The organism is Nocardioides solisilvae, assembly GCF_003194625.1.
In the GTDB taxonomy this organism is placed as follows: Bacteria; Actinomycetota; Actinomycetes; order Propionibacteriales; family Nocardioidaceae; genus Nocardioides; species Nocardioides solisilvae.
In genome coordinates, this window is sequence record NZ_QHKX01000001.1 from 804637 (window position 1) to 826910 (window position 22274).

A 22274-nucleotide genomic window follows, 5' to 3' on the forward strand; every position below is an offset into this window, starting at 1 on the left:
CCGAGGCATGATGGAGCCATGGCCGTCGTCCGACCACTCCCGCCGACGGGGTCGATGTTCTTCGACACCCGCGGGGGCGGCCGCGTGCTGAGGGTCTCCTGGCACCAGGAGGCCGACGTGGTGGTGCTGTCGTTGTGGCGCGACAACCTGTGCACGGGCTCGTTCCGGCTGACGATCGACGAGGTCCCCGTGCTCATCGAGACGCTGCGCAGCGGCCTCGACGCGGCGTACGACGACGCCACCCGGCGCGCCGAGCGCGTCGACGGGCTCCGCTCGCGCGCCTCGGGCTAGGCGGGCCGGGCGCTCAGCCCTCGGGGGAGGCGCTCTGCCAGAGCCCCATGAGGTTGCCCTCGCAGTCCCGGAAGTACGCCGACCAGCCCATCTCGCCGACCGGCTCCTTGCCCGAGACGGTGCTGCCGCCAGCGGCCTCGACCTGCGCCAGCGTGGCGTCGATGTCGTCGACGCCCATGGTGACCACCGGCGCATTCAGCTCCCCGTCCCGGCGGAACATGCCGCCGCCGATGTAGCCCGGCTCGGTCGGTCCCTGCTCGCCCTGGGGGCCGGTGGAGACCATGTCGTACTCGAAGTCGTCCCACCGGGAGACGTCCCAGCCGAAGATCTCGCGGTAGAACGCCGTCGCCCGGTCGTGGTCGTCGTACGGCACCTCGAAGTGCACCACTCGTCCGCTCATGCCACGAGCCTGCCCCCGGCGAGACCCCGTCGGGAAGGCCCCGGATGGGGTAATCGGCGACGGGGAACTTGGCGATGCGACTCGCTAGGGATGTCTAACCGATCGGCTAGAGAGCCCGATACCGTCCCATCGTGGACCCGATCAGGAACCCCTACGCCCCCGGCGCCGGCCAGCGACCCCCCGAGCTCGCGGGCCGGGACGAGCAGCTGCGCGCCTTCGACGTGGTGCTGGAGCGGATCGCCGCCGGCCGGCCCGAGCGCTCCCTCGTGCTGACGGGGCTGCGCGGGGTGGGCAAGACGGTGCTGCTCAACGCGCTGCGCTCGGCCGCGGTCCGCAAGCGGTGGGGGAGCGGCAAGCTCGAGGCCCGCCCCGACCAGGGGCTGCGGCGGCCGCTGTCGAGCGCGCTGCACCAGGCGGTGCGGGAGCTCGGCCACCCGCAGGCCGACGAGGCCGACCACGTGCTCGGCGTGATCCGCGCCTTCGCGCAGCGCGACGCGGGCGCGGGCGCCAAGCTCAAGGACCAGTGGAACCCGGGGATCGACGCCCCGGCGGTCCGTGGCCGGGCCGACTCGGGCGACATCGAGATCGACCTGGTCGAGCTCTTCACCGACGTCGGCGGGCTCGCCGCCGACGTGGGCAAGGGCGTGGCGGTCTTCATCGACGAGATGCAGGACCTCGGGCCCGACGACGTGTCGGCGCTCTGCGCGGCCTGCCACGAGATGAGCCAGAGCGGGCTGCCGATGATCGTGGTCGGCGCCGGCCTGCCGCACCTCCCGGCGGTGCTCTCGGCGAGCAAGTCCTACTCCGAGCGGCTCTTCCGCTACCAGCGCATCGACCGGCTCTCCCGCGAGGCCGCCGACCGCGCCCTGGCCGCCCCCGCCGACGACGAGGGCGCCTGCTTCACCGAGGACGCGCTCACCGCGATGTACGCCGCCACCGGCGGCTACCCGTACTTCATCCAGGCCTACGGCAAGGCCGTCTGGGACCTCGCCCCGCGCAGCCCGATCACCGGCGACGACGTCGCGGTCGCCGCCCCCGAGGCCGAGGCCGAGCTGGCGGTGGGCTTCTTCGGCTCCCGCTACGAGCGGGCCACCCCGGGGGAGCGGGAGTACCTGCGCGCGATGGCCGACGCCGCGCTGGCGATCGCCGAGTCGGAGGACGAGGAGCTCGACGACATCGAGTCGGTCCCCACCGCCGACGTGGCGGCGATCCTGGGCAAGAAGCCGCAGTCGCTCTCGCCGGCCCGCGACGCCCTGCTCAAGAAGGGGTTGATCTACTCCGGCGAGCGGGGCCGGATCGCCTTCACCGTCCCCCACTTCGGGCGCTACCTGCGAGAGCGGGGCTGAGCGCGCTCACCGGCGGCGGGCGGCGAACTCGATGGAGGCGTAGCAGTTGCCGGGGCCCAGGTAGGTGAACCACCCCCGGGTCACCTTCGACCCGACGACCCTCATCTGGAGGGTGGCGACGTACCGGTCGGTGCGGCGTGTCGCGTGGACCACCCCGTCCCGGCCGACCGCCGCCCTCGGGAACGCGTAGCGGGAGGTCAGGTAGGTGAACGGTCCGCCTCCCGCGCTGCCGCACCTCGTGCGCAGCGCGCCGGAACGGAACCCCACGACCGCACGGCCCCGGACCCGGAAGGTGACCTTGCTCGACCCCGTGCCGCGGTACGACCCGGCGGCCGGGGGCCTGGCCGGCGCGGTCCGCCTGACCGGGAGGACCCGCTGCGACGCGTGGTCCCCGCTGCGGGCGACGAGGGTCAGCGGCCCGGCCTTCGCATCCTTCCCACGCAGCCGCACCCGGACCTCGAAGGTGGCAGTGGACCCCTCCGACAGCGGGTAGGTGAGCACCGGCGAGGGCTTCACCGTGAGCCCCCGGCCGCTGCCCGTGACGTGGACGGCGTCGGCGTCGCCGCCGGCGACGTTGTCGACCGTCACCTCGAGCGTCGTCCAGGCACCGGGGACGAGCCGGAGCCGGGAGACCTCCTGGCGCAGCACGCGGACGTCGCCGACGGCGAGGTCGGGCGCCGGGGCGGGAGCCTCCTGCGCGGTCAGCCCGCCCGAGACCACGTCGAACGGCTCGCGGGAGCCGGTCGGCAGGGTCAGAGCAGCAGCGCAGTCCCAGGTGGCGGAGGCCGCCTTCGTGCTGGGACGGTCGACTGTGACGACCACGCCGGAGCGGCTCGCGCCGTCGGCCGGGGCGAGGGTGTTGACGAGGACGGTCTCCTCGGCGGTGCAGCGGCCGGCGACCGTGGTGCCGAAGCCGACGACGAGGTCGACGTCGGCGGTCGTCGGCTCGCCGCGCAGCGTCACGCTCGCGCGCACCCGGGAACCGACGACGTCCTGGGTGACGACCGCGCTCTCGATCTGGGTCCCGGGCGCCGCGTTCGCGGGGTAGCCCGGCTCGTGCGCAGTGAGCGTGCCGTGGCGGGCGACGACCTGGGCGGCCGCCGCCAGGGCGGGCGCGGGCGATACCACCAGCGGGACGACCAACGGGACGAGCAGGGCGACCTTCGTGGCTGTGGTGACTGTCCGTGCGCGCATCTGCGATCCCCCCGGGTCGACGACTGCGTCGGAGCCTATCGCGGCTGAGACCTGGGTCACCCCACGGTAAAGACCTCCCCATTCGTCGGTGCTGGGACCTACGTCCCACCTAGCCTGACGCGCATGGCGAATGGCAACCTGGCCGAGCGCGTGGCCGCGGGTCCCTACTGGGGGCTCGTGCGTCCCGTGATGCTCCCGACCGAGAAGCCGGTCCACCTCGCCCACCTGCGCTGCGTGCAGGGGGCCCAGGACTACTCGGGGACCCTCTTCGTCACCACCCACCAGGTCGTCTGGCGCACCATCGACCCGCGGATGCCCGAGGGGTCCGCCTTCGAGATCCGTTTCCCCGACCTCGTCGACGTCGAGCGCCCCGCCCGGGTGGCGATGTTCCACGCCTTCCGCCTGGTCACCGAGGAGAACGGCCGGCCGGTCGACGTCTACCTCTTCCCGCAGCACAAGACCGAGGTCGACCGGATCCTCTGCGACCGGATGTTCGACGCCGTGCGGTCGACCTGGGAGCAGGCCTCGGGCCTCGGCTCCGCCGCGACCGCCTGAGGAGCCCTCGCCGCCCGGCTCAGCCGTCGAGCGTGCCCCGGGCCAGGCTGGTCCCCGAGTGGGTGGGGTCGCCGTCGCCGGGCTCGTAGGAGATGTCGACGATCTTGTAGCCCTCGTCGAGCAGACCGGCCGGGAACTCGAAGTCGCCCGCCTCGCCGCGCGTCAGCAGCCCGAGGGAGACCATCCGCTTCCCGTCCTCGTTGATCAGCCACACCTCGCGGATCCCGTCGGGACCGTCGAGCCGCGCGGCCTCGACGTGCAGCACGACGCGGTCGTCGTGACGGCGCACCTGGGCGCTGCCGCGGTCCTGGGCGCTGGCGTCGAGCGAGGCCAGCTGGGCGGTGCTCACCACGGTGGGCGTGGCCTGGGGGGTCTCGTCGTCGCCGCCGGCGATCAGCATCCCGCCACCGAGACCGGCCAGCAGCGTCACGGCCGCGGCGGTGGTCGCCAGCCAGGTCGGGACGCCGCGGCGCCGCGAGGCGAGGTCGGTGACGGTGGCGCGGGGCTCGCCCGTCGGCACGTCGACGGTGGGCGCCACGGGGGCGGGCGCGGGTGTCGCCACGGGCCCCGGCGCGGGCGGCGGGACCGCGCGCAGCGCCTCGGGCCGTTCCTGCGGCGTGCTGCCGAGCTCGGCGGAGATGGCGGCCCACACGGACGGCGGCGGGGCGACGAGCGCCTCGTCGCCGGCGGAGGAGACCAGGGACATGGTCTCGCGGAGCGCTCCGACCTCGTCGCGGCAGGTCGGGCAGCCCGCGACGTGGGCGCGGGCGGCGTCGGTCTCGGGCCCGTCGTCCTCGAGCGCCAGGGCGGCGAGGAGCATGTCGTCGACGTGCTGGTCGCCGGGGTCATGCGGTCGCACGGTGCACCTCCTCGAGGGTCTGGCGGAGCTGGACGAGCCCCCGGCGGACGTGGCTCTTCACGGTGCCGAGGGGGAGCCCGAGGCGCTCGGCGACCTGTTCGTGGGTGAGGTCCGCCTGGAAGGCGAGCCGCAGGATCGTGCGCCGCGGCTCCCCGAGGCTGTCGAGCTGCTGGGCGACGACCAGGCGGTCGACCACGCCCCCCTCGGGGTCGGCACCTCCTCGGCCGGCGGCGGGGCCGCCGGTGAGCTCGGCCTGCTCGCCCGGCACCTGGGCGGCGGCGGCCGCGACCTTGTGGGCGTCGCGGGCCCGCTCGGCGCGTCGGTCGGCGATCCGGTGCTTGGTGATCCCGATCAGCCACGCGGGGAGCGCGTGGTCGGTGGCGACGAGGGTGTGCCGGCTGCGCCAGGCCGAGACGAAGACCTGCTGGGTGACGTCCTCGGCCTCGTGGTGGTCGCCCAGGGCGCGGAGCGCGACGGTGTGCACGAGGGAGGACCAGCGGCGGTAGGCCACCGCCAGCATCTCCTCGTCGCCGGCGTGCAGACCCGCGGCCACCTCGGCGGCCGTCGGGTCGGTCCCGGCGGTGATCGTCACGCCGGTCACGCTACCCCGAGCACGGTGGGTCCGGGGGAAGTACCCACCGTGCTCGGGCGCGTGGAGAGGCGCCGTGCTCAAGGCGCAGCCCTCAGGCTCGACTCACAGGTCGATCGGGCGGAGCACCCGGTCGATGCCGTGGGCGACCTGCTTGTTGCCCTTGTTGAGGTCGAGGGCGCCCAGGATGACGCGGGGGTCCTTGTCGTTGCGGTCACGGTCGACGAGGCGGATCACCGGGCCCTCGTGGTTCTTGCCGATCTTGACCTTGACCTTGCCGCCCTGGGCGGTGGTCACCGAGGCGTTGTTCGACTTGAGGACCTTCTTGCTGGTCAGGGTCGCGCCCGGCACGACGTGGTAGAGCAGCACGGTCTCGATGGTGTCGACGCCGGCTGCCTCGACGAGGGTGTTGAAGACCTTCTTCTCGCTCTTGATGTTCTTGCCGGTGAGGTCCTTGGCGAGCTGGCGGAAGGCCTGGTCGGTCGGGACGAAGGCCGTCACCCGGGTGCTGCCGTCGGCGAGCACGGCCACGGGGGAGTCGGGCTTCGCGCCGACCACGGCGAGCGCGGCCTCGGTGACGATGTCGAAGTCGAACTTGTTCTTGTCGAACTTGTTGTCGTCCGCCGTCAGGACGTTGACCAGCGGGTTCTCCTTGGGCGCCTTCGCGGCCTCGGCGGGCAGCGCGGCGCCGAGGACGGTCGCGGCGGTGGCAAGGGCGGCCAGGGATCCGGTGAAACGCTTCATCTCGGTGGTTCCTCTCAACGCGCGGGCGCCTCGGTGGCGCCCTGTTGCCCTCTTCTCCGCAGAAGTGCCCGACACGGATGCACTCGCGCGGAAGTTTTTTCGAGAATCTTCGCCGTGTTGCAGACTGCCCCCATGAGACCGCAGGTGGTCGCCCATCGCGGGGCCAGCCACGAGAAGGCCGAGCACACGCTCGCGGCGTACGTCGCGGCCCTCGACGCCGGCGCCGACGCCCTCGAGTGCGACGTCCGGCTGACGTCCGACGGCCACCTCGTGTGCGTGCACGACCGCAACCTGCGGCGCACGGCCGCGAGCAAGGGCCTGGTCTCCACGATGAGCCTGGCCGAGCTCGACGAGCTGGACTTCGCCAGCTGGAAGAACCCCTGGGCCGACCTCGACGACGACGCGCCCGAGCTCGACGACTCCTACCGCAAGGTGCTCACCCTGCGGCGGCTGCTGGAGACGGTGCGCGACTACGACCGTCCGGTGCAGGTCGCGATCGAGACCAAGCACCCGGTGCGGTACGGCGGGCTGGTCGAGCGCCGCCTGGTGGAGACGCTCTCCGACTTCGGCTGGGCCGGTCCGCGGTCGCCCGTACGGGTGATGAGCTTCTCGTGGTCGGCGCTGCAACGGGTCGAGCGCCTCGCGCCGGCGCTCGAGCTGGTGATGCTCGTCGAGAAGGCCCACCACTGGCCGATGCTGCGCCGGGTCGTCGGGCCCGACTGGAAGGTCGGGCCGGGGATCGACGAGCTGCGCGAGCACCCGGGGCTGGGCCGCCGCCTGGTCGCCAGCGGACGCGGCATCCACGTCTGGACGGTCAACAACCAGGCCGACCTCGCGCTCTGCCTCCAGCTCGGCGTCGAGGCCGTGATCAGCGACCGCCCGGGATACATGCGGGAGCTGCTGGGCTGCTGAGGGCGGCCGGGTAGGTTGCCGCGCATGGCCAAGAAGTCGCGCACCAAGTCACGAGCCCACGCCCCGCAGGACGGGACCCCGGCAGCCGAGGGAGCGGTCGGGCACCGTCAGCCGTGTCCGTGCGGGTCGGGCAAGCGCTACAAGGCGTGCCACGGGGCCCCGGGCGGGGCGGCGACCCCGTTCGTCGCGCGCCCCTTCGAGGGGTTTCACGACGAGTGCGACCTGATCGCGCTGCGCGAGCTGGTGCCGGCCGCGACCGCGCCGCTGACCCTGCGCGACGGCGTCGCGCCCGAGGGGTTCACCGGCTCGGTGCGGCTCTGCTCGCTGCTGCCGATGGCCGCCCCGGCGATGGTGCGCGAGTCGGGCGACGTGTGGCTCGGGCTGCAGGTGCAGCACCAGTACGGCGACCCGTCGCGCGACCTGGCGGCCGTCCTGGAGCGGGCGCTCGCCCGCTCCGTGGCGGGGGAGGTCGGCGTCGTCGGCGTCACCGAGGACCCGGGCCCCGGCCCCCGGCTGCAGGACCTGGTCACCGACGAGCCCCTGGAGATCACCGTCCACGAGGGCTTCGCCTACTGGATCGACGACGTCGAGGAGCGCGACGCGAGCGTCGAGGCCGCCCTCGAGCAGGCCGACGCGGCCGCCAACCCGACGGTCCGTCTCGGCAGCGTCGAGGCGGCGTACTGGACCAACGTCGGACCCAAGGAGCACCTGCGCTGGGTGATGCCCCACGACGAGGACGCCCTGCTCACCGCGCTGGCGCGGGTCCACGCCGCCGGCGAGGACTCCGTCGCCGAGGGGTCGCGCCTGGTCGGCATGTTCCGGGCCCACGGCCTGCTCGCCCCGGTGTGGGACCTCCCGGTCGGCACCGGTGCGGAGGTGCTGGAGGAGCCGGCGGCGCGCTTCGCCGCCGCCCTCGAGGCGGCCCTCGCCGACGACAGCGAGCTCACCCCCGAGCAGCGGGCCGCCCGCGCGGGTCTCGCCAACCGCCAGGTGACCATCCGCTGAGCGGACGGAACGCTGCGCTGCGGCCCGCCCTCCGAGACGTCTGGTGCGCCATGCAGCGAGACGCCCGTCTCACTCGACAGGAATCATCGCGAAAGGTTGTTGATCTTGGTCGTTGTGGCGTAGGTTGTGACAGCCCGGTCGTTGTTGTATCCCCCGTCAACAACGGCCGGGTTCTCACATTTCTGGGGAGCCGCCGCCAGGGCCCGTCCCGGCCGGCCGCATCGCCGCCAGTCCGCGCCGGTGCCACCACCAGCCCAGCGCGACGAGCACCGCGCCGGAGGCCAGGAACGCCAGGTCCCACGAGAGCGGCGCGCCCAGGTCGTCGCGGACGTGGTGCACCCCGAGCAGCTGGTGGTTGACGAGCCCTTCGACAAGGTTGAAGAGGCCCCAGCCGGCGACCACCAGGCCGAGCTGGAAGCCCCAGCTCGGCGCCATCCGGCCCTGCCGCCAGGTGGCGAGCATCGCGACCATCCCGCCGGCCACGAGGAGCCAGGTGCCGAGGTGGAAGAAGCCGTTGGCCATCGTGTTGAGCTCGAGCCCGGCGACCGTGTCGACCGGCTCCTCCGCGCTGACCATGTGGTGCCACTGCAGCAGCTGGTGGAGGACGATCCCGTCGACGAAGCCGCCCAGGCCGAGCCCCAGCATCAGGCCCGGCCCTCGGGACGGGGGCTCGGCGGGCCCGGAGTGCTCGGAGTGGTCGCGGGGCCCTGACGTGCCGGCGTACCGGGCGGGGCTGGTGGCGTCGTCCATGCCCGACCCGTACCCGGGCCGCCCGTCGCGCAGCGCGGGCCGGGCGCGTGCGGCACCCTGTGCCCATGACCACCGGCCGCTCCGTCCTGCTCTTCCTGCTCGCCGCGCTCGCCGAGATCGGCGGGGCCTGGCTCGTCTGGCAGGGGGTGCGCGAGCACCGTGGCTGGCTGTGGGCCGGGGCGGGCGTCGTCGCGCTTGGCCTCTACGGCTTCGTGGCCACGCTTCAGCCCGACGCCCACTTCGGCCGCATCCTCGCGGCGTACGGCGGTGTCTTCGTGGCCGGATCGCTCGCCTGGGGGATGGCGGTCGACGGCTTCCGCCCCGACCGGTACGACGTCGCGGGAGCCGTGATCTGCCTCGTCGGGGTCGCCGTGATCATGTACGCCCCGCGGGGCGGGTAGGGGGGTTTCGAGACGGGCGTGGCCGCCCTCCTCAACCCCCGAGGGACGGCGTGGCCGCCCTCCTCAACCCCCCAGGGAGCGGCGTGGCCGCCCTCCTGAACCCCCGAGGGAGCGGCGTGGCCGCCCTCCTCAACCCCCGAGGGGGAGGGGCGCCCGGGAGATCGGGCAGCTCATGCAGCGCGGTCCGCCGCGGCCCGAGCCCAGCTCGGAGCCGGCGATCCGGACCACCTCGATGCCGGCCGCCTCGAGCCGGTCGTTGGTCTCGTCGTTGCGCTCGTAGGCCACCGCGACCCGCGGCGCGAGGGCGAGGGTGTTGTTGCCGTCGTCCCACTGCTCGCGCTCGGCGGTGACGGGGTCGAGGCCGGTGTCGATCTGGTGCAGCGTGTCGATCTCCATCGCCTTGGCGGCCGCGACCAGGAACGGCTCGGCTCCGGCGACCAGGAGTTCGCCCGGGGCCCGGTCGCCGCGCTCGTCGCCGTCGCCGTTGCCGCGGGGCGCGTGGAAGCCCTCGCCCGCGGTGACGGCGTAGGCCTGCAGCGAGTCGGCGACGTTGGGGTACATGACGATCTTGTCGACGTCGACCATCGTGCAGACGGTGTCGAGGTGCATCGTCGCCCGCTCCTGGGTGATCGGCACCGCCAGCACGGTGTGGGCCAGGCCGTCGGCGAAGAGGTGCCGGGCGAACCGCTCGACCCCCGCCGGCGTCGTCCGCTCGCCCACCCCCACCGCGACGACCCCCGGCGACATGAGCAGCACGTCGCCGCCCTCGACGTACTCGTGCTGCCAGCCGTGGATCGTGCCGGTCCCCGCGAACCGCGGGTGCAGGGTATAGATCAGCTCGGTCAGCTGGGTCTCGCGGCGCCGCGCCGGCATCGCCAGCGAGGTGACCGCGACCCGGTCGCGGATCCAGACCGACGAGTCGCGGGTGAAGAGCAGGTTGGGCAGCGGGTCGATGAGGAAGTCGTCGCTGGCCATCAGCGAGGTGACCAGGCCGAAGCCGCCGCGGACCTCGTCGTTGCGCACCCCCGCGGTGAGGAAGAGCGCGAGCTCTGCGGGGGAGTGGTCGTGCAGGGCGGTGCGCAGGTAGTCGGCCAGCGTGTCGCCGAGGTGGAGGGTGTTGGTGACGCCCTCGATGGCCCGCTCCCGGGCCTCCTCGAGCGCGAGCGTCTCGGTGAGCAGCTCGGTCAGGTAGAGCACCTCGACGTCGCGGTCGCGCAGCGCCTGCGCGAAGGCGTCGTGCTCCTCCTGGGCCCGGCTCACCCACGGGATCCCGTCGAAGAGCAGCTTGTCGTTGTTGCGGGGGGTGAGCCGCTTCAGCTCCGGTCCGGGCCGGTGCAGCATCACCGTGCGCAGGGTGCCGACCTCGCTGTCGGCGCCGTGGGGACGATCGGGCGAGGGACCGGTGGCGACCATGACGGCACTCTAGTTGCGGGGTCGCGAGCCGTGCGGCGTTCGGCGCCTCACCCGCGGGCGACGTGCTCCTCGGCCAGCACGGCGTAGCGCAGCGAGTCGGCCCACTCGCCCTTGCACCAGTAGTCGCGGCGGGTGTGGCTCTCCAGCCGCATCCCGAGCCGCTCGCAGAGCCGCGCCGAGGCGGTGTTGCGCGGGTCGAGCTGGGCGTCGACCCGGTGGAAGCCGTAGTGGCCGAAGGCGAGGTCGAGCGCGGCCCGGGCGGCCTCGGTGGCGAACCCCCGTCCGGCGACGTCGGGGTGCATCGCCCAGCCGATCTCGACCACGCTCCACTCCGGCGGCCGGAACATCAGCAGCAGGTCGCCGACGAGCCGCCCCTCGTGCTCGACGGCGAGGCCGAGCAGCGGCGGCTCGGGCTCCTCCTCCTGGGGCAGCCGCCGCGCGAGCTTGGCGGCGGTCTCCTCGAGGGTCAGCGGCCCGAAGGGCAGGTACGCCGCCACGTCGGGTCGGCCGTAGTAGGCGGCGAGTGCCGGGGCGTCGTCGGGACGGATCCGGCGCAGCAGCAGCCGCTGGGTGCGCAGCGGCAGCTCCGGGAGGCGGGGGAGCAGCAGCCGACGACGAGCCTCCAGCAGCCACTCGGGCGGAGCGGACAGCCGGTCGTGGGCCTCGCCGAGCAACCCGCGGCCGACCGGGTCGGCGCGGTCGGCCTCGAGGCGGCGCACCCCTTCGCGCGCCTGCGGCAGGAAGACGTCGGGCTCGCCGGGCGGGGCCGCCGAGGGGGGCGGGGGCGGGGGCATGGGCCCAGCCTGCCCGAGCCGGGCTCAGCCGGCCAGCAGCTCGTAGGCCGACAGCCCGGCCAGCACCAGGCAGACGGTCGCGCCGGCGTAGTGCAGCACCGAGAGGCTCACCTTGGCCAGCAGCACCCGCCCCACGATCACGGCCAGGCCCGAGACGGTGAGCAGCGCGCCCCAGGCACCGAGGAAGACCGAGACCGGGTCGTCGTACTTGGCGACCAGCGAGAGCGTGAGCAGCTGGGAGAGGTCGCCCCACTCGGCGGCGAAGAGGACCAGGAAGGAGGTGAGGACGACCTTGAGGCCGTGCACCTCGCCGCGGGCGGCCGCCTTCTCGGCGAACTCCGCCTCGGTCTCGTCCTCCTCGGCGTCGGCGCCGCGCGCCTCGCGGAGGAGCAGGAAGGCGCCGACCAGGAAGAGGACCGTCGCCGCGGCCCGCACCACGTCGGTGGGCAGGAACGCCGCCGCCTTGCCGAGGGCGACCGCGATCCCGGTCTGCACGGCGAAGGCGAGGCCGACGCCGACCCAGACCAGGAACGGCCGGAACCGGGTGCTCAGCACGAGGGTGGCGATGAAGGTCTTGTCGGGCAGCTCGACCAGGAAGAGCGCGCCGAAGGTGAGCGCGACGACGGCCAGGTCCACGGGGGGTGCTCCTCAGGGGTGGTGCGGGATGAAGGTCCTGCTCGCGGCCGCGGCGTCGGCCAGCACCTCGCTGACCGGGCGGCCCAAGGCCTCGGCGGCGCGGACCACGTCGTCGAACTCGGGCTGAGCGTTGACCAGCACCCCGTCGTGGCGGGCGAGCTTGACCGCGATCCGCTGCCCGTCGACCTCGACGCTCACCATCTCACGCTCCAGCGCGTGCTTCCCGAGCGGCACCTCGCGCACCCCGATCGTGGTGGTGTGCCGGAAGATCGCGGCCCGCACCCGCGCTGCCCGGTCGGCGGCGACCAGCACCGAGAGCGTGTGGGCGGGACGCCCCTTCTTCATGAGGATCGGGGTGAGCCAGGCGTCGCTGGCGCCTTCCGCCAGCAGCGCGGCGATCACCCGCGGCCACAGGCGCGGGTCCATGTCGTCGACGTTGGTCTCGACCAGCAGCGGCGGCCGGTCCACCCGCGCGCCCCCGGTCGCGGCCTCCTCCTCGGGGGCGCCGAGGAGGAGGCGGACGACGTTGCTGTGCCCCCCGTGCCCCCCGGGGCCGCCGTGGTCCCGTCCACCGGCGCCCACCCCGATCGCGTCGGTCGTCATCGGGGGCTGCGGGCCCCAGACGTCGGCGAGGGTGGTCAGCAGCGCGGCCCCGGTCGGGGTGCAGAGCTCGGCCGCGGGAGCGGTCTCGGGTCCCGCCCACGACGGGACGCCTCGGAGCAGCTCGGCGACCGCGGGCGGCGGCACCGGCAGCACGCCGTGCGCGCTCCGGACCGTGCCGGAGCCGACGGCGACGCGGCTCACCACCACGCGCGTCACCCCGCGCTGCTCGCGCAGCCACGCGAAGCCGGCACTCACCCCGACCACGTCGGCGATGGCGTCCAGCGCCCCGACCTCGTGGAAGGCGACGTCCGCCGGGTCGACCCCGTGCACGGTCGCCTCCGCGACCGCGAGCCGTTCGAAGACCCGCAGCGCCAGCTCGCGGACCGGCCCGGGCAACGCGGCTTCGCCCAGCAGGGACCGGACGTCGCGCCACGTGCGGTGGTGCACGGAGTCGGCGACCTCGACGTGGCAGCGGGTGGCGGCGAGCTCGCCGCGACGCACGGTCTCGGTGCGCAGCGCGACCGGCTCCGGCGAGGCCGCGGTCACCGCGCCGGCCAGTACCTCCACCGGCACCCCGGCGCCGACCAGGGCTCCGAGCAGCATGTCGCCGCTCGCGCCCGACAGGGAGGCGTCCACCCAGGCGGTGCCGCTCACGGCCGGCGCCCCCCGTCGACCTCGGCCCGCGGGAGGTCGTCGGCGGCGTGGCCGCACGACTGCCGCGCGATCCGCGCGGCGGCGACCCCGGCGCCGTACCCGTTGTCGATGTTGACCACGGTGACCCCCGGCGCGCAGGAGTTGAGCATCGCCAGCAGGGCCGCCACCCCGCCCAGCGAGGCGCCGTACCCCACGCTGGTCGGCACCGCCACCTGCGGGACGCCGACCAGGCCGCCCACCACCGACGGCAGGGCGCCCTCCATCCCGGCGACCACGACGAGGCAGTGGGCCGCCTCGAGCCGGTCGCGGACGGCGAGCAGCCGGTGCAGCCCGGCCACCCCGACGTCGGTGATCCGCTCGACCCCGGCGCCGTGCACCCGCGCGGTCACCTCGGCCTCGCCGGCGACCGGGGCGTCGGAGGTGCCGGCCGCGACCACCACGACTCGCCCGCGCGGCGCGGGCAGCGGGCCCAGCACCGCAGTCCGCGCGACCGGGTCGACGTCGGCGCCGACCGCGCGGCAGGCGACCTGGGCCTCGTCGGAGAGCCGGGTCGCCAGCACCGCCCGGTCGGGGTGCGCCGCGTGCAGGGTGGTGAGGATGTCGGCGACCTCGGGCGCGGTCTTGCCGGCGCCGTAGACCACCTCGGGGTCGCCGGTGCGGCGGGCGCGGTCGAGGTCGACACGCGCGAAGCCCAGGTCGGCGGTGCGCTGCTCGGCGGTGCGCTGCTCGGGGGAGGCGTCCTTCACACCGGCAACCTACTCTGGAGGACAGACAGCACCCGCAGCGTCACGACCGTCAGGAGCCCGCCGTGTCCTTTGCCGACGACATGAAGAAGAAGATCGACGAGCTCGAGGTCGAGCGCCGGCTCAAGGAGCTCGCCGACGGGGCCGACAAGACCGTCAACGAGACCGTCGAGAAGGCCGGCGCGCTCGCCCACGAGCGCCGCGGCGAGGTCGAGGGCTGGATCGCCCACGCCAGCGAGGCCGTCAACACCAAGACCAAGGGGCAGTACGCCGACAAGGTCGACAAGGTGCGCACCGGACTGCTCTCCGGGCTCGACAAGCTCGCCGCCAAGCGGCCCATGCACCCCGTCGCCGAGATCGAGGAGTCGACCGAGGAGGACGGCCCCGGTCAGGCCCAAACCGGTCAGGCCCAGCCCGGTCAGGCCCAGCCCGGCGACGGACCCGACCGCCCCGAGGGCCCGCCGCTCTCCTAGGCTCGACCCGGGAAGGGGAGTCGACCCACCGGGGGGCGGGATGCGGTTCGTGCGACGCGAGGTGGCGCTGCTCCGGGCGCTCGCTCTGCTGCTGACCGGCCGCCGCGACGTGGCGCCCGACGAGCGGGCGATCGGCTACTCGGGCCCGCTGGTGCCGATGCTGGTCGTGCTGACCGTGGTCGACGGGATCGTCGCCGTGCTGCTGCACGTCCTGCTGCCCGACGCGGTGCAGGGGCTGGCGCTGGTGCTCGGGCTCGTCGGCGTGCTGTGGCTCGCGGCCTTCGTCGCGTCGCTGGTCGTCCTGCCGCACACCGTCTCGGCCACCCGGTTGCGGCTGCGGTTCGGGGTCTTCCAGGAGGTCGAGCTGCCCGTCGGCGCCGTCCGGTCGGTGAGCACCACGCACGCCCAGCCGCGGACCACCCGGTCGGCGCAGCTCTTCGACGACGAGCTCGAGATGGCGGTGGCCAACCAGGCCGGGGTGGTCGTCGAGCTCGAGCCCACGGCGTACCGGAGCCTCGACCCGCGGGTGGCCGCCCCGGCGCTGACCCGGGTGGTCTTCCACGCCGACGACCCGCGGGAGGCCCGCCGCCTGCTGCTGGCCGCGGCGGCCGAGGCTCACCAGGGCGAGGGCCGGTAGTCCTTCACGAAGCAGCCGTAGAGGTCCTCGCCCCGCTCGCCGAGCACGATCGGGTCGTAGACGCGGGCGGCGCCGTCGACGAGGTCGAGCGGCGCGTGCCAGCCCTCCGCGGCGATCCGCAGCTTCTCCTGGTGGGGCCGTTCGTCGGTGATCCAGCCGGTGTCGACGGCGGTCATGAGGATCTTGTCGGTCTCGAACATCTCGCCCGCGCTGGTGCGGGTCATCATGTTGAGCGCCGCCTTGGCCATGTTGGTGTGCGGGTGGCCCGGCCCCTTGTAGCGGCGGGAGAACTGCCCCTCCATCGCCGAGACGTTGACGACGTAGGCCCGGCGCGCGCCGGCCGCGACCGCGGCCCGCATGGCGGGCCGCAGCCGCGAGACCAGCAGGAACGGCGCGATCGAGTTGCACAGCTGCACCTCGAGGAGCTCCAGCGGGTCGACCTCGTCGACGTGCTGGGTCCAGGAGTTGGTGGTCGCGGTGTCGGGCAGCAGGCCGCCGGCGTCCACCGCGCTGCCGTCGAGGTGGGCCGCCAGCGAGGCGGAGCCGGCCTTGAGCGCCAGCGCCGTGATCGAGGCGGCGGTGTGGGCGGCCTCCGCCAGCGCGGCCGGCTCGCCCTCGTGGTGGGCCACTGCGGTGGTGGTCAGCGCGCCGGCGATGGCCGCCGGGTGGGCGTTCGAGATGCCGTCGAAGGTGACCATCTCGGGCAGCTCGCGGTCGCCCGGGAGCGGGGCGTCCTCCATCTCGACGAGGCGGGAGTAGGCGCCCGGGGAGCGCCGGACCGTCTGGCAGGCGTTGTTGATGAGGATGTCGAGCGGTCCGGCGGCGGCGACGTCGTCGGCGAGGCTGATCACCTGGGCAGGGTCGCGCAGGTCGATCCCGACGACCTTGAGCCGGTGCAGCCAGTCGCCGGAGTCCTCCATCGCCGAGAAGCGTCGGACCGCGTCCTTGGGGAAGCGGGTGGTGATCGTGGTGTGCGCGCCGTCGCGCAGCAGGCGGAGCGCGATGTACATGCCGATCTTGGCCCGGCCGCCGGTGAGCAGCGCCCGCTTGCCGGTGAGGTCGGTGCGCTGGTCGCGCTTGGCGTGCGACATCGCCGCGCACCGCGGGCAGAGCCAGTGGTAGAACGCGTCGACGAGGGTGAAGTCTTCCTTGCAGATGTAGCAGCCGCGCGCTGTGATCAGCTCGCCCGCGAAAGCGCCCGGCGCGTGCGAGACCAGCGGGATGCCGGCGGTCTCGTCGTCGATCCGCATCGGCGACCCGGTCGCCGTCTTCTCGATGATGTCCTGGTCGTGGCGCTGCCGCTCCTGCCGGATCTCGGCGCGGCGGGCCTTCTTGATCAGCTTGTACATGTACGACGCCTCGCGCTTGACCGTGCGGATGTCCGGGTGGTCGGGGTGGAGGTCGGGGAGCTGGCGCAGCACCTCGAGCGCGATGGCCATCTTCTCGGGGTCGATGCCGGGCTCGTCGGGGCTGGTGCCCCGTCGGGGGTCGGTGCCACCCGCGGTCGGCTCCACGTCGTACGTCGTCACAGGGCGGGATTCTCCCACCCGGCGACGCCGTCCCTCGAACTCGCGACGACGTGAGGTCGCACTCCCGCGGCGTACGCGGGGGCCCGACGACCGATGGCTAGGCTCCCGGAGCATGCCTGGTCAGTCGCGGCGACGGCCCTCCCGCGTCCTCACGGTGGTGGTGGCGGTGTGGACGCTGCTGCACGCCTTCTCGCTGACGCTCCTGCTCACCGACGCGGACCATGACGGTCTCCGGGAACCCCTCACCGGGGCGGCGATGGTGACCGTGGGGGTCGTCGTGCTGTGGCTGGTGTGGCGCCCGCGCGCGACACCCCGCACGGATCATCACGGCACCGCGGTGGCACGGCCGGTCTGGTGGCTGCGGATGGCCGGACTGCTCGCCGGTGTCATCGGCGCTGTCGTGCTGGCGAACGCGCTGACCCTGGCCGTCGGCGCCGACCCGCCCCTCGACGGGGCCGGCCGGGCCGCGGTGGCGGTGCTCCTCTGCCTCGTCGGCCTCGTGCTGCTCGGTGCCGCGTGGGTCTCGTGGTGGCTCCGGCAGTCGATCGACCCGCACGAGGCGACCGTCCGGGTGCTGGGGCGGACGCATCGCATCCGTCAGGCGTCCGCGACGGCCGTGCGAGCCACGACGGCGACGCTGCACGCCGGTCGGGTGGGCGGGAAGATCCCCTTGACGCGGATCCTCGTCGAGGGGCCGAATCAGGACGGCGAGGCGGCTCGTGCCGCTTTCGACGCCACGATGACCGACGTGGAGCAGGCGGCCGTGTCGCTCGACGGGTGGGTCCGGGCCCGGCCCGAGCTCGTGCAGGACGAGACGACGCGCCTCTTCTTCGAGGCCCGCGGGGTGTTGACCCCGACGGAGTGACGCATCCCGCGGCCAGCGCGGGTCAGGGCCGGGCGCCGGGCGGGAACCGCTCCTCGAGCCGCGCGCGCAGGACGTCGTACAGCGGCATGCGGCTCTCCTCGTCCAGGTTGCTCTCGGCCGCGAGGGAGTTGAGCGGCGTCCCGACCTTGCGCGCGACGGCGTTCGGGTCGGCGCCGAGGTCGAGGAGCCGCTGGAGGAGGCCGGCCTCGCGGACGGCGTCGCGCTCGCCGTGACCGCGCAGCAGGACGTGCGCGGGGGTGAGGCCCTCGGGGGTCGTCGCGGTCGCGTCGGCCCCGTCGTCGAGCAGTCGGTGCGCGACGGTGAGGCGCGCCTCCACGTCGGGGTTGTCGAGGACGGCGTGCAGCAGCGACCAGCCCGTCCCGGGGTCGACGGAGGCCACGTCGTCGGGTCGGTACGCCGCGAGGACGCGGTCGGCGCCCGCCCACCGCGCGAGGGAGACGAGGCTCTCCTCCGGCAGCCTGCCCTCGCGGCGGAGCCGCTCCTCCAGCAGCCCGACCAGGTGGTCGCGCCGGGGCCGCCACCGCCGGATCGACTCCCACGGGGAGCGGTCGTGGCGGGAGGGGGCGAGAAGGTCGAGGTCGGGTCGCGCCAGCAGCACGGCGTAGTACGGCGCCAGCGCCTCGTCGGAGTGCTTGAACCTCGCCGCCAGCGCCTCCAGCGGCGTCCCCTCCCGCGGGTGGGCGTGGTTGACGTCGCAGCCGCCCTCGCAGAGCGTCGCGAGCAGCGCCGCCTCCTCGGCGGCGTGCCCCGGGGAGTGAGCGGGGGCGACGCGGGGGACGAGCAGGTGTGCGGTGGTGTAGCCGCCGCTGCTCAACGCCGACGCATCGGCACCGTCGGCCAGGAGCCGCCCGGCGATCCGGACGCGTGAGACCGGGTCGGGGTGGCACAGGGCGTCGTGCAGGAGGGTGTTGCCGTGGTCGTCCGTCCACTTCCGGGCGGCCCTCGGCTGGTAGCAGGCGAGGAACTCCTCGACGCTGCCGTGACGGGCGGCCCGGCTCATGGCCCGGCCGCGCTTGTCCGAGACGAGACCGGGTCCGATCACCCGGGACCGTCCTGCACCGCTGCCAGGACGACCGGGTCCTCGCAGGCCCGCGCCCAGGCGTCGATCCGCGCCCGGATCTCGCGGCCGAGCAGCCACTGGCCGATCGGCTCGGCGACGCGGCGCAGCCACGCCGGCTTGACGGAGTAGGTGTACTTCCAGACGGCCTTGGTGCCCTCGACCGTCTTCCCGTCCGGTCCCTCGCCGGCCTCCCAGACGAAGCGCCAGCCGCCGCCGAACGCGGCGAAGAACCACGGCCCGCTCACCATCGTCATCCCGACAGAGGTGGGCGGGCGGTAGGAGACGTACTCCGAGACCATCCGCGGCCCCACCCGTGCGCGGGTGTGGGTGCGCACCCCCTTGGCGGGCTCCGTGGCCTCGATGAGGTGCTGCTCCCGGATGAACGGGTCCCAGCGCAGCCGGAGCTCGCCCGTGGTCTGGGAGACCGCGAACGCCGTCTCCGGCGGCACGGGCACCCAGACCTCGGCGGTCACCTGCGGCATCGTCCGTCCCCCTCGTACCCCGGCGCCCCGGCCTCAGCCGTCGCCGAGCAGCTCGCGCTCGGCCCCGATCGTCGTGTCGTCGCCGTGGCCGGTGTGGACCACGGTCTCGTCGGGCAGGCCGAAGAGCCTGGCCCGGATCGACGCCTCGAGGGTCGGCCGGTCGCTGAACGAGCGGCCCGTCGCCCCGGGCCCGCCCTGGAAGAGGGTGTCGCCCGTGAAGAGGCAGCCGAGCTCCTCGGCGTACAGGCAGACGGCGCCGGGCGCGTGGCCCGGGGTGTGCAGCACCGTGAGCGTGGTGCCGGCGACCTCGAGGGTCTGGCCGTCGGCGAGGTCGGCGTCCCAGAGACGCCCGTCCTCGTCGTCGGGCCCGCCGTGGGTGAGCTCCCACAGCGGCCGGTCGTCGGGGTGCAGCAGGATCGGCGCGCCCGACCCGCCGTTGACCGCCTCGCGCAGCGCCGGGGCGACCCGGACGTGGTCGTCGTGGGCGTGGGTGCAGATGATCGCCTTCACCGTGCGGTCGCCCACGACGGCGAGGATGTCGTCGACCGAGTGGGGGGCGTCGATCACCACGCACTCGGAGTCGTCGCCGACCACCCAGATGTTGTTGTCGACGTGATGAGTCTCCCCGTCGAGCGAGAAGGTGCCCGAGGAGACGGCGTGGTCGACGCGGGCGTTGGTCTGGGCGGCCATCAGAGCACCACCACCGAGCGCAGCACGTCGCCGGAGTGCATCCGGTCGAAGGCAGCCTCCACGCCGTCGATCCCGATCTCCTCGGTGACGAACGCGTCGAGGTCGAACCGGCCCTGGCGGTACAGGTCGACCAGCATCGGGAAGTCGCGGCTCGGCAGGCAGTCGCCGTACCAGGACGACTTGAGCGCCCCGCCACGGCCGAAGACGTCGCCGAGCGGGATCTCGGGGACCTTCATCTCCGGGGTCGGGACGCCGACCAGGACGACGGTGCCGGCCAGGTCGCGGGCGTAGAAGGCCTGCTTCCACGTCTCCGGGCGACCGACCGCCTCGATCACCACGTCGGCGCCGTCGGCGCCCTCGTAGGTCTCGGCGCAGATCCGCTTGATCTCCTCCACCGGGTCGACCTGCGAGGAGTCGACGACGTGCGTGGCGCCGAGCTTCTTCGCGGCCTCGAGCTTCTTGGCGTCGATGTCGACCGCGATGATCGGGCTGGCGCCCGCCAGCGCCGCGCCGGCCACCGCAGCGACGCCGACGCCACCGCAGCCGATGACCGCGGCGGACCTGCCGCGGGTGAGGGCGCCGGTGTTGATGGCGGCACCGACGCCTGCCATCACGCCGCAGCCGAGCAGGCCGACGGCCGCGGGACGGGCGTCGGGGTCGACCTTGGTGCACTGGCCGGCGGCGACCAGCGTCTTCTCGGCGAAGGCGCCGATGCCGAGCGCCGGGGAGAGCTCCGTGCCGGCGTCGGTGCCCTCGGCCAGGGTCATCTTCTGCTTGGCGTTGTGGGTGTTGAAGCAGTACTGCAGGTCGCCGCGCTTGCAGGCACGGCACTCGCCGCAGACGGCCCGCCAGTTGAGGACGACGAAGTCACCGGGCGCGACGTCGGTGACGCCCTCGCCCACGGACTCGACGATCCCCGACGCCTCGTGGCCGAGCAGGAAGGGGAACTCGTCGTTGATCCCGCCCTCGCGGTAGTGCAGGTCGGTGTGGCACACCCCGCAGGCCTGGATCTTCACCACCGCCTCGCCCGGACCCGGGTCGGGGACGTTGATGGTGGTCACCTCGACGGGTGCTCCCTTGGCTCGTGCGACCACGGCCTTGACCTGCTGCATGGGTGCTGCCTCCTTCTTCGGTTGCCTGTCGGTCAGTCTGCCCTGTCACCGGTGGCGACGTCGCCGTCGGTGAAGGCGGTGGTGGCCGTCGAGGTCGTGGCGGAGCTGCCATCCGGGGTCGTGGGCCTTGCGGTGGTGGTGGCCGCAGAGGGGGAGGGCGTTGTCGAGGCTGGTGTGGCCGCCTTCGCCCCAGGGGTGTGGGTGGTGGATCTCGGTCCAGGCGAACGGTCTCTCGCAGCCTTCGATGGCGCAGGTGTCGTACAGGAGGGCGAGGGCTCTTCGTTGGGCCATGGTGTGCAGCCGCGCGAGTCGGCCGAGGTCGAGGGGTTCGGAGCGTGTGCCCAGGACGGCGGGGACGATCCCGGCGTTGCAGGCCAGGCGGCGGGCCTCGCCGGTGGTGATGGTGATCCCGGTGTCGAGCTTGGCGGTCCCGAGGCCGCTCATGAGGTGGCCCAGGGACATGGTGACCAAGATCGTGGCCTGGGAGGGGGCCAGGCCGGTGGCGGGGAGGTGCTCGATCAGCTCGCACAGGGCCTGGCCGTGGGTGATGAGGTAGGACTGGGAGGTGGGGGCGGACTCGTCGACGGTGGTCTGGTCGGTGCCGTCGGGGTGCTGCAGGCGGGTGCCGTCGGCGGCGCGCTTGATCCCGAGTCGGCGCGGTGAGGTCAGGTGGCCCAGGACGCCTGCGAGCAGGTTGCCGTGGAGCTCGGGGATGCGGAACCTGCCGGTCCAGGTGCCGTCGCCGTTGTCGTGCAGGGCCAGGAAGGTCTCCTGGTCGGCGCCGTGCTTCTCCCGGGTGAGCATCTTGTGCTCGTGGTCGTCGGCGAGGTCGTGGTCGATCGGGTCGAACATGCGGCGGGCGGCCTGGCGCAGCCGTTTGGCGTTCATCGGCCGCCCCGACCGGGTGGCCTGGCCGGTGGCCTTGGCGACCATCAGCTCCTCGGCGGCGCGCAGCTGGTCGGGGGTGGCCCGGTCGGGGGCCTGCTCGGCGGCGTTGACGATGACCCGGACCTGGTCGGCACGCAACCGGCCGGCGGCGTAGGCCTGGCGCACCGCGGCGTACTTGGTCTTGAGGAGCCCGGCCAGCCGCAGCCCGGCGGCCTGGGACTCCCGGGTCGACCCGAGCAGCCCGGCCAACCAGGCATCGGTCCCGGTGGCCGCACCCCCGTGATCGGGGTCCTCAGCGACCCGTCGCGCCTCGGCCTCCGCCGACAGCGCCAACCGCAACGCCGCCGCCGCCGACTCCAGCTCCGCGACCGCCTGCAGCACCGACCCCAGCTCGCCGGTCGGCACCCCGGCGAGCTCGATCGCCCCTGCGGACCGCACCGCGTCCCGCCCGGCCTCGACCAGCACCCCCACCCGCGAGGGCACCGACGAGCCAGCAACGCGCGGCGCCCCGGGGGTGTCAGTGACGGCGGACTGGCTGCTGGACATGCCCCCTACTCAACCGGGCCCCGCCGACAGTCCTGACCCAAGACGGCCCCAGATCTCGGACTCTGGACAATTGTTCGAAAAA

The 22274-nt window shown here is 74.0% G+C and carries 26 protein-coding genes; 9 read left to right on the plus strand and 17 right to left on the minus strand.

From position 1 onward, the window contains the following. Positions 1-18 precede the first annotated feature (18 nt). Positions 19-291 carry a hypothetical protein gene (locus tag DNK53_RS03805; RefSeq protein ID WP_110180920.1) on the plus strand — a complete coding sequence of 91 codons (273 nt, stop codon included), beginning with the start codon at positions 19-21 and terminating at the stop codon, positions 289-291. A 13-nt stretch (positions 292-304) separates the two neighbouring features. On the opposite strand, the gene DNK53_RS03810 is transcribed toward DNK53_RS03805, so the two are convergent. After that, entirely contained in the window at positions 305-691 is a 387-nt protein-coding gene (locus DNK53_RS03810) for a VOC family protein (RefSeq protein WP_110180921.1), read from the minus strand. A 131-nt stretch (positions 692-822) separates the two neighbouring features. Between DNK53_RS03810 and DNK53_RS03815 the strand changes: the two genes are divergently transcribed. Further along, complete coding sequence (locus DNK53_RS03815; protein WP_110180922.1) at positions 823-2037, plus strand: ATP-binding protein; 1215 nt, start codon at positions 823-825, stop codon at positions 2035-2037. 6 nt (positions 2038-2043) lie between these two features. Here DNK53_RS03815 and DNK53_RS03820 read toward each other — a convergent pair whose 3' ends face one another. Continuing rightward, a complete protein-coding gene (locus DNK53_RS03820; protein WP_110180923.1) occupies positions 2044-3231 on the minus strand; it encodes a hypothetical protein in 1188 nt (395 codons plus the stop codon). A gap of 123 nt (positions 3232-3354) precedes the next feature. Between DNK53_RS03820 and DNK53_RS03825 the strand changes: the two genes are divergently transcribed. Beyond that, positions 3355-3786, plus strand: a complete 432-nt coding sequence (locus DNK53_RS03825; protein WP_110180924.1) for a hypothetical protein — start codon at positions 3355-3357, stop codon at positions 3784-3786. A 19-nt stretch (positions 3787-3805) separates the two neighbouring features. Here the strand turns inward: DNK53_RS03825 and DNK53_RS03830 are convergent, their stop codons facing one another. The 3 genes from DNK53_RS03830 to DNK53_RS03840 all read right to left on the minus strand — a co-directional run bounded on the left by DNK53_RS03830 (position 3806) and on the right by DNK53_RS03840 (position 5978). Continuing rightward, positions 3806-4645 (minus strand): anti-sigma factor, encoded by an 840-nt coding sequence (locus DNK53_RS03830; protein WP_110180925.1) that lies wholly within the window; start codon positions 4643-4645, stop codon positions 3806-3808. Further along, positions 4632-5237 (minus strand): RNA polymerase sigma factor, encoded by a 606-nt coding sequence (locus DNK53_RS03835; protein WP_239456341.1) that lies wholly within the window; start codon positions 5235-5237, stop codon positions 4632-4634. Before DNK53_RS03835 ends, DNK53_RS03830 begins: the two co-directional genes overlap by 14 nt. 102 nt (positions 5238-5339) lie before the next feature. Next, entirely contained in the window at positions 5340-5978 is a 639-nt protein-coding gene (locus DNK53_RS03840; RefSeq protein WP_110180926.1) for a fasciclin domain-containing protein, read from the minus strand. A 132-nt stretch (positions 5979-6110) separates the two neighbouring features. Between DNK53_RS03840 and DNK53_RS03845 the strand changes: the two genes are divergently transcribed. Beyond that, a complete protein-coding gene (locus DNK53_RS03845) occupies positions 6111-6890 on the plus strand; it encodes a glycerophosphodiester phosphodiesterase family protein (RefSeq protein WP_110180927.1) in 780 nt (259 codons plus the stop codon). Between the two features lie 24 nt (positions 6891-6914). Continuing rightward, positions 6915-7895, plus strand: a complete 981-nt coding sequence (locus tag DNK53_RS03850) for a DUF5926 family protein (RefSeq protein ID WP_110180928.1) — start codon at positions 6915-6917, stop codon at positions 7893-7895. 174 nt (positions 7896-8069) lie between these two features. Here the strand turns inward: DNK53_RS03850 and DNK53_RS03855 are convergent, their stop codons facing one another. Then, the gene (locus tag DNK53_RS03855) at positions 8070-8645 is read right to left on the minus strand and encodes a DUF2243 domain-containing protein (RefSeq protein WP_110180929.1); all 576 of its coding nucleotides are present in this window, start codon (positions 8643-8645) and stop codon (positions 8070-8072) included. 65 nt (positions 8646-8710) lie between these two features. On the opposite strand from DNK53_RS03855, the gene DNK53_RS03860 reads away from it, so the two are divergent. Next, positions 8711-9046 carry a YnfA family protein gene (locus DNK53_RS03860; RefSeq protein WP_110180930.1) on the plus strand — a complete coding sequence of 112 codons (336 nt, stop codon included), beginning with the start codon at positions 8711-8713 and terminating at the stop codon, positions 9044-9046. Positions 9047-9175: 129 nt separating this feature from the next. Here the strand turns inward: DNK53_RS03860 and DNK53_RS03865 are convergent, their stop codons facing one another. The 5 genes from DNK53_RS03865 to larB are packed head-to-tail and all read right to left on the minus strand — an operon-like array spanning position 9176 to position 13892. Beyond that, positions 9176-10459: an arginine deiminase gene (locus DNK53_RS03865; protein WP_110180931.1), complete on the minus strand. Its 1284-nt coding sequence runs from the start codon at positions 10457-10459 to the stop codon at positions 9176-9178. A gap of 47 nt (positions 10460-10506) precedes the next feature. Beyond that, complete coding sequence (locus DNK53_RS03870) at positions 10507-11253, minus strand: GNAT family N-acetyltransferase (protein ID WP_110180932.1); 747 nt, start codon at positions 11251-11253, stop codon at positions 10507-10509. A 24-nt stretch (positions 11254-11277) separates the two neighbouring features. Further along, positions 11278-11889, minus strand: a complete 612-nt coding sequence (locus DNK53_RS03875) for a TMEM165/GDT1 family protein (RefSeq protein ID WP_110180933.1) — start codon at positions 11887-11889, stop codon at positions 11278-11280. Between the two features lie 12 nt (positions 11890-11901). Continuing rightward, positions 11902-13146: a nickel pincer cofactor biosynthesis protein LarC gene (gene larC / locus DNK53_RS03880; protein ID WP_110180934.1), complete on the minus strand. Its 1245-nt coding sequence runs from the start codon at positions 13144-13146 to the stop codon at positions 11902-11904. After that, positions 13143-13892 (minus strand): nickel pincer cofactor biosynthesis protein LarB, encoded by a 750-nt coding sequence (gene larB, locus DNK53_RS03885; RefSeq protein ID WP_110180935.1) that lies wholly within the window; start codon positions 13890-13892, stop codon positions 13143-13145. The genes larC and larB overlap by 4 nt, the downstream gene beginning before the upstream one ends. Before the next feature lie 62 nt (positions 13893-13954). Between larB and DNK53_RS03890 the strand changes: the two genes are divergently transcribed. Together DNK53_RS03890 and DNK53_RS03895 are read left to right on the plus strand one after the other, a co-directional pair. Further along, positions 13955-14362, plus strand: a complete 408-nt coding sequence (locus DNK53_RS03890; RefSeq protein WP_162599760.1) for a hypothetical protein — start codon at positions 13955-13957, stop codon at positions 14360-14362. A 40-nt stretch (positions 14363-14402) separates the two neighbouring features. Next, positions 14403-14999 (plus strand): hypothetical protein, encoded by a 597-nt coding sequence (locus DNK53_RS03895; protein WP_110180937.1) that lies wholly within the window; start codon positions 14403-14405, stop codon positions 14997-14999. Here the strand turns inward: DNK53_RS03895 and DNK53_RS03900 are convergent. Next, complete coding sequence (locus DNK53_RS03900) at positions 14978-16528, minus strand: SDR family NAD(P)-dependent oxidoreductase (protein ID WP_239456342.1); 1551 nt, start codon at positions 16526-16528, stop codon at positions 14978-14980. The genes DNK53_RS03895 and DNK53_RS03900 overlap by 22 nt on opposite strands. Positions 16529-16640: 112 nt before the next feature. Here DNK53_RS03900 and DNK53_RS03905 point away from each other — a divergent pair, with 112 nt between their 5' ends. Beyond that, the gene (locus DNK53_RS03905; protein WP_162599761.1) at positions 16641-17393 is read left to right on the plus strand and encodes a hypothetical protein; all 753 of its coding nucleotides are present in this window, start codon (positions 16641-16643) and stop codon (positions 17391-17393) included. 22 nt (positions 17394-17415) lie between these two features. Here the strand turns inward: DNK53_RS03905 and DNK53_RS03910 are convergent, their stop codons facing one another. The 5 genes from DNK53_RS03910 to DNK53_RS03930 are packed head-to-tail and all read right to left on the minus strand — an operon-like array spanning position 17416 to position 22192. Then, positions 17416-18456 (minus strand): ankyrin repeat domain-containing protein, encoded by a 1041-nt coding sequence (locus DNK53_RS03910; RefSeq protein WP_110180939.1) that lies wholly within the window; start codon positions 18454-18456, stop codon positions 17416-17418. Continuing rightward, positions 18453-18956, minus strand: a complete 504-nt coding sequence (locus DNK53_RS03915) for an SRPBCC family protein (RefSeq protein ID WP_110180940.1) — start codon at positions 18954-18956, stop codon at positions 18453-18455. The genes DNK53_RS03910 and DNK53_RS03915 overlap by 4 nt, the downstream gene beginning before the upstream one ends. A gap of 33 nt (positions 18957-18989) precedes the next feature. Further along, positions 18990-19646 (minus strand): MBL fold metallo-hydrolase, encoded by a 657-nt coding sequence (locus DNK53_RS03920; protein ID WP_110180941.1) that lies wholly within the window; start codon positions 19644-19646, stop codon positions 18990-18992. Beyond that, a complete protein-coding gene (locus tag DNK53_RS03925; protein WP_110180942.1) occupies positions 19646-20758 on the minus strand; it encodes an S-(hydroxymethyl)mycothiol dehydrogenase in 1113 nt (370 codons plus the stop codon). Before DNK53_RS03925 ends, DNK53_RS03920 begins: the two co-directional genes overlap by 1 nt. A 45-nt stretch (positions 20759-20803) precedes the next feature. After that, complete coding sequence (locus DNK53_RS03930) at positions 20804-22192, minus strand: HNH endonuclease signature motif containing protein (RefSeq protein ID WP_110180943.1); 1389 nt, start codon at positions 22190-22192, stop codon at positions 20804-20806. Between the last annotated feature and the right edge of the window lie 82 nt (positions 22193-22274).

Coding starts and splice junctions, on each gene's coding strand:
- DNK53_RS03805 (WP_110180920.1), top strand. CDS start 19: ATGGCCGTCGTCCGACCACTCCCGCCGACGGGGTCGATGTTCTTCGAC.
- DNK53_RS03810 (WP_110180921.1), bottom strand. CDS start 691: ATGAGCGGACGAGTGGTGCACTTCGAGGTGCCGTACGACGACCACGAC.
- DNK53_RS03820 (WP_110180923.1), bottom strand. CDS start 3,231: ATGCGCGCACGGACAGTCACCACAGCCACGAAGGTCGCCCTGCTCGTC.
- DNK53_RS03825 (WP_110180924.1), top strand. CDS start 3,355: ATGGCGAATGGCAACCTGGCCGAGCGCGTGGCCGCGGGTCCCTACTGG.
- DNK53_RS03840 (WP_110180926.1), bottom strand. CDS start 5,978: ATGAAGCGTTTCACCGGATCCCTGGCCGCCCTTGCCACCGCCGCGACC.
- DNK53_RS03845 (WP_110180927.1), top strand. CDS start 6,111: ATGAGACCGCAGGTGGTCGCCCATCGCGGGGCCAGCCACGAGAAGGCC.
- DNK53_RS03850 (WP_110180928.1), top strand. CDS start 6,915: ATGGCCAAGAAGTCGCGCACCAAGTCACGAGCCCACGCCCCGCAGGAC.
- DNK53_RS03855 (WP_110180929.1), bottom strand. CDS start 8,645: ATGGACGACGCCACCAGCCCCGCCCGGTACGCCGGCACGTCAGGGCCC.
- DNK53_RS03860 (WP_110180930.1), top strand. CDS start 8,711: ATGACCACCGGCCGCTCCGTCCTGCTCTTCCTGCTCGCCGCGCTCGCC.
- DNK53_RS03865 (WP_110180931.1), bottom strand. CDS start 10,459: ATGGTCGCCACCGGTCCCTCGCCCGATCGTCCCCACGGCGCCGACAGC.
- DNK53_RS03870 (WP_110180932.1), bottom strand. CDS start 11,253: ATGCCCCCGCCCCCGCCCCCCTCGGCGGCCCCGCCCGGCGAGCCCGAC.
- DNK53_RS03895 (WP_110180937.1), top strand. CDS start 14,403: ATGCGGTTCGTGCGACGCGAGGTGGCGCTGCTCCGGGCGCTCGCTCTG.
- DNK53_RS03905 (WP_162599761.1), top strand. CDS start 16,641: ATGCCTGGTCAGTCGCGGCGACGGCCCTCCCGCGTCCTCACGGTGGTG.
- DNK53_RS03915 (WP_110180940.1), bottom strand. CDS start 18,956: ATGCCGCAGGTGACCGCCGAGGTCTGGGTGCCCGTGCCGCCGGAGACG.
- DNK53_RS03920 (WP_110180941.1), bottom strand. CDS start 19,646: ATGGCCGCCCAGACCAACGCCCGCGTCGACCACGCCGTCTCCTCGGGC.
- DNK53_RS03925 (WP_110180942.1), bottom strand. CDS start 20,758: ATGCAGCAGGTCAAGGCCGTGGTCGCACGAGCCAAGGGAGCACCCGTC.
- DNK53_RS03930 (WP_110180943.1), bottom strand. CDS start 22,192: ATGTCCAGCAGCCAGTCCGCCGTCACTGACACCCCCGGGGCGCCGCGC.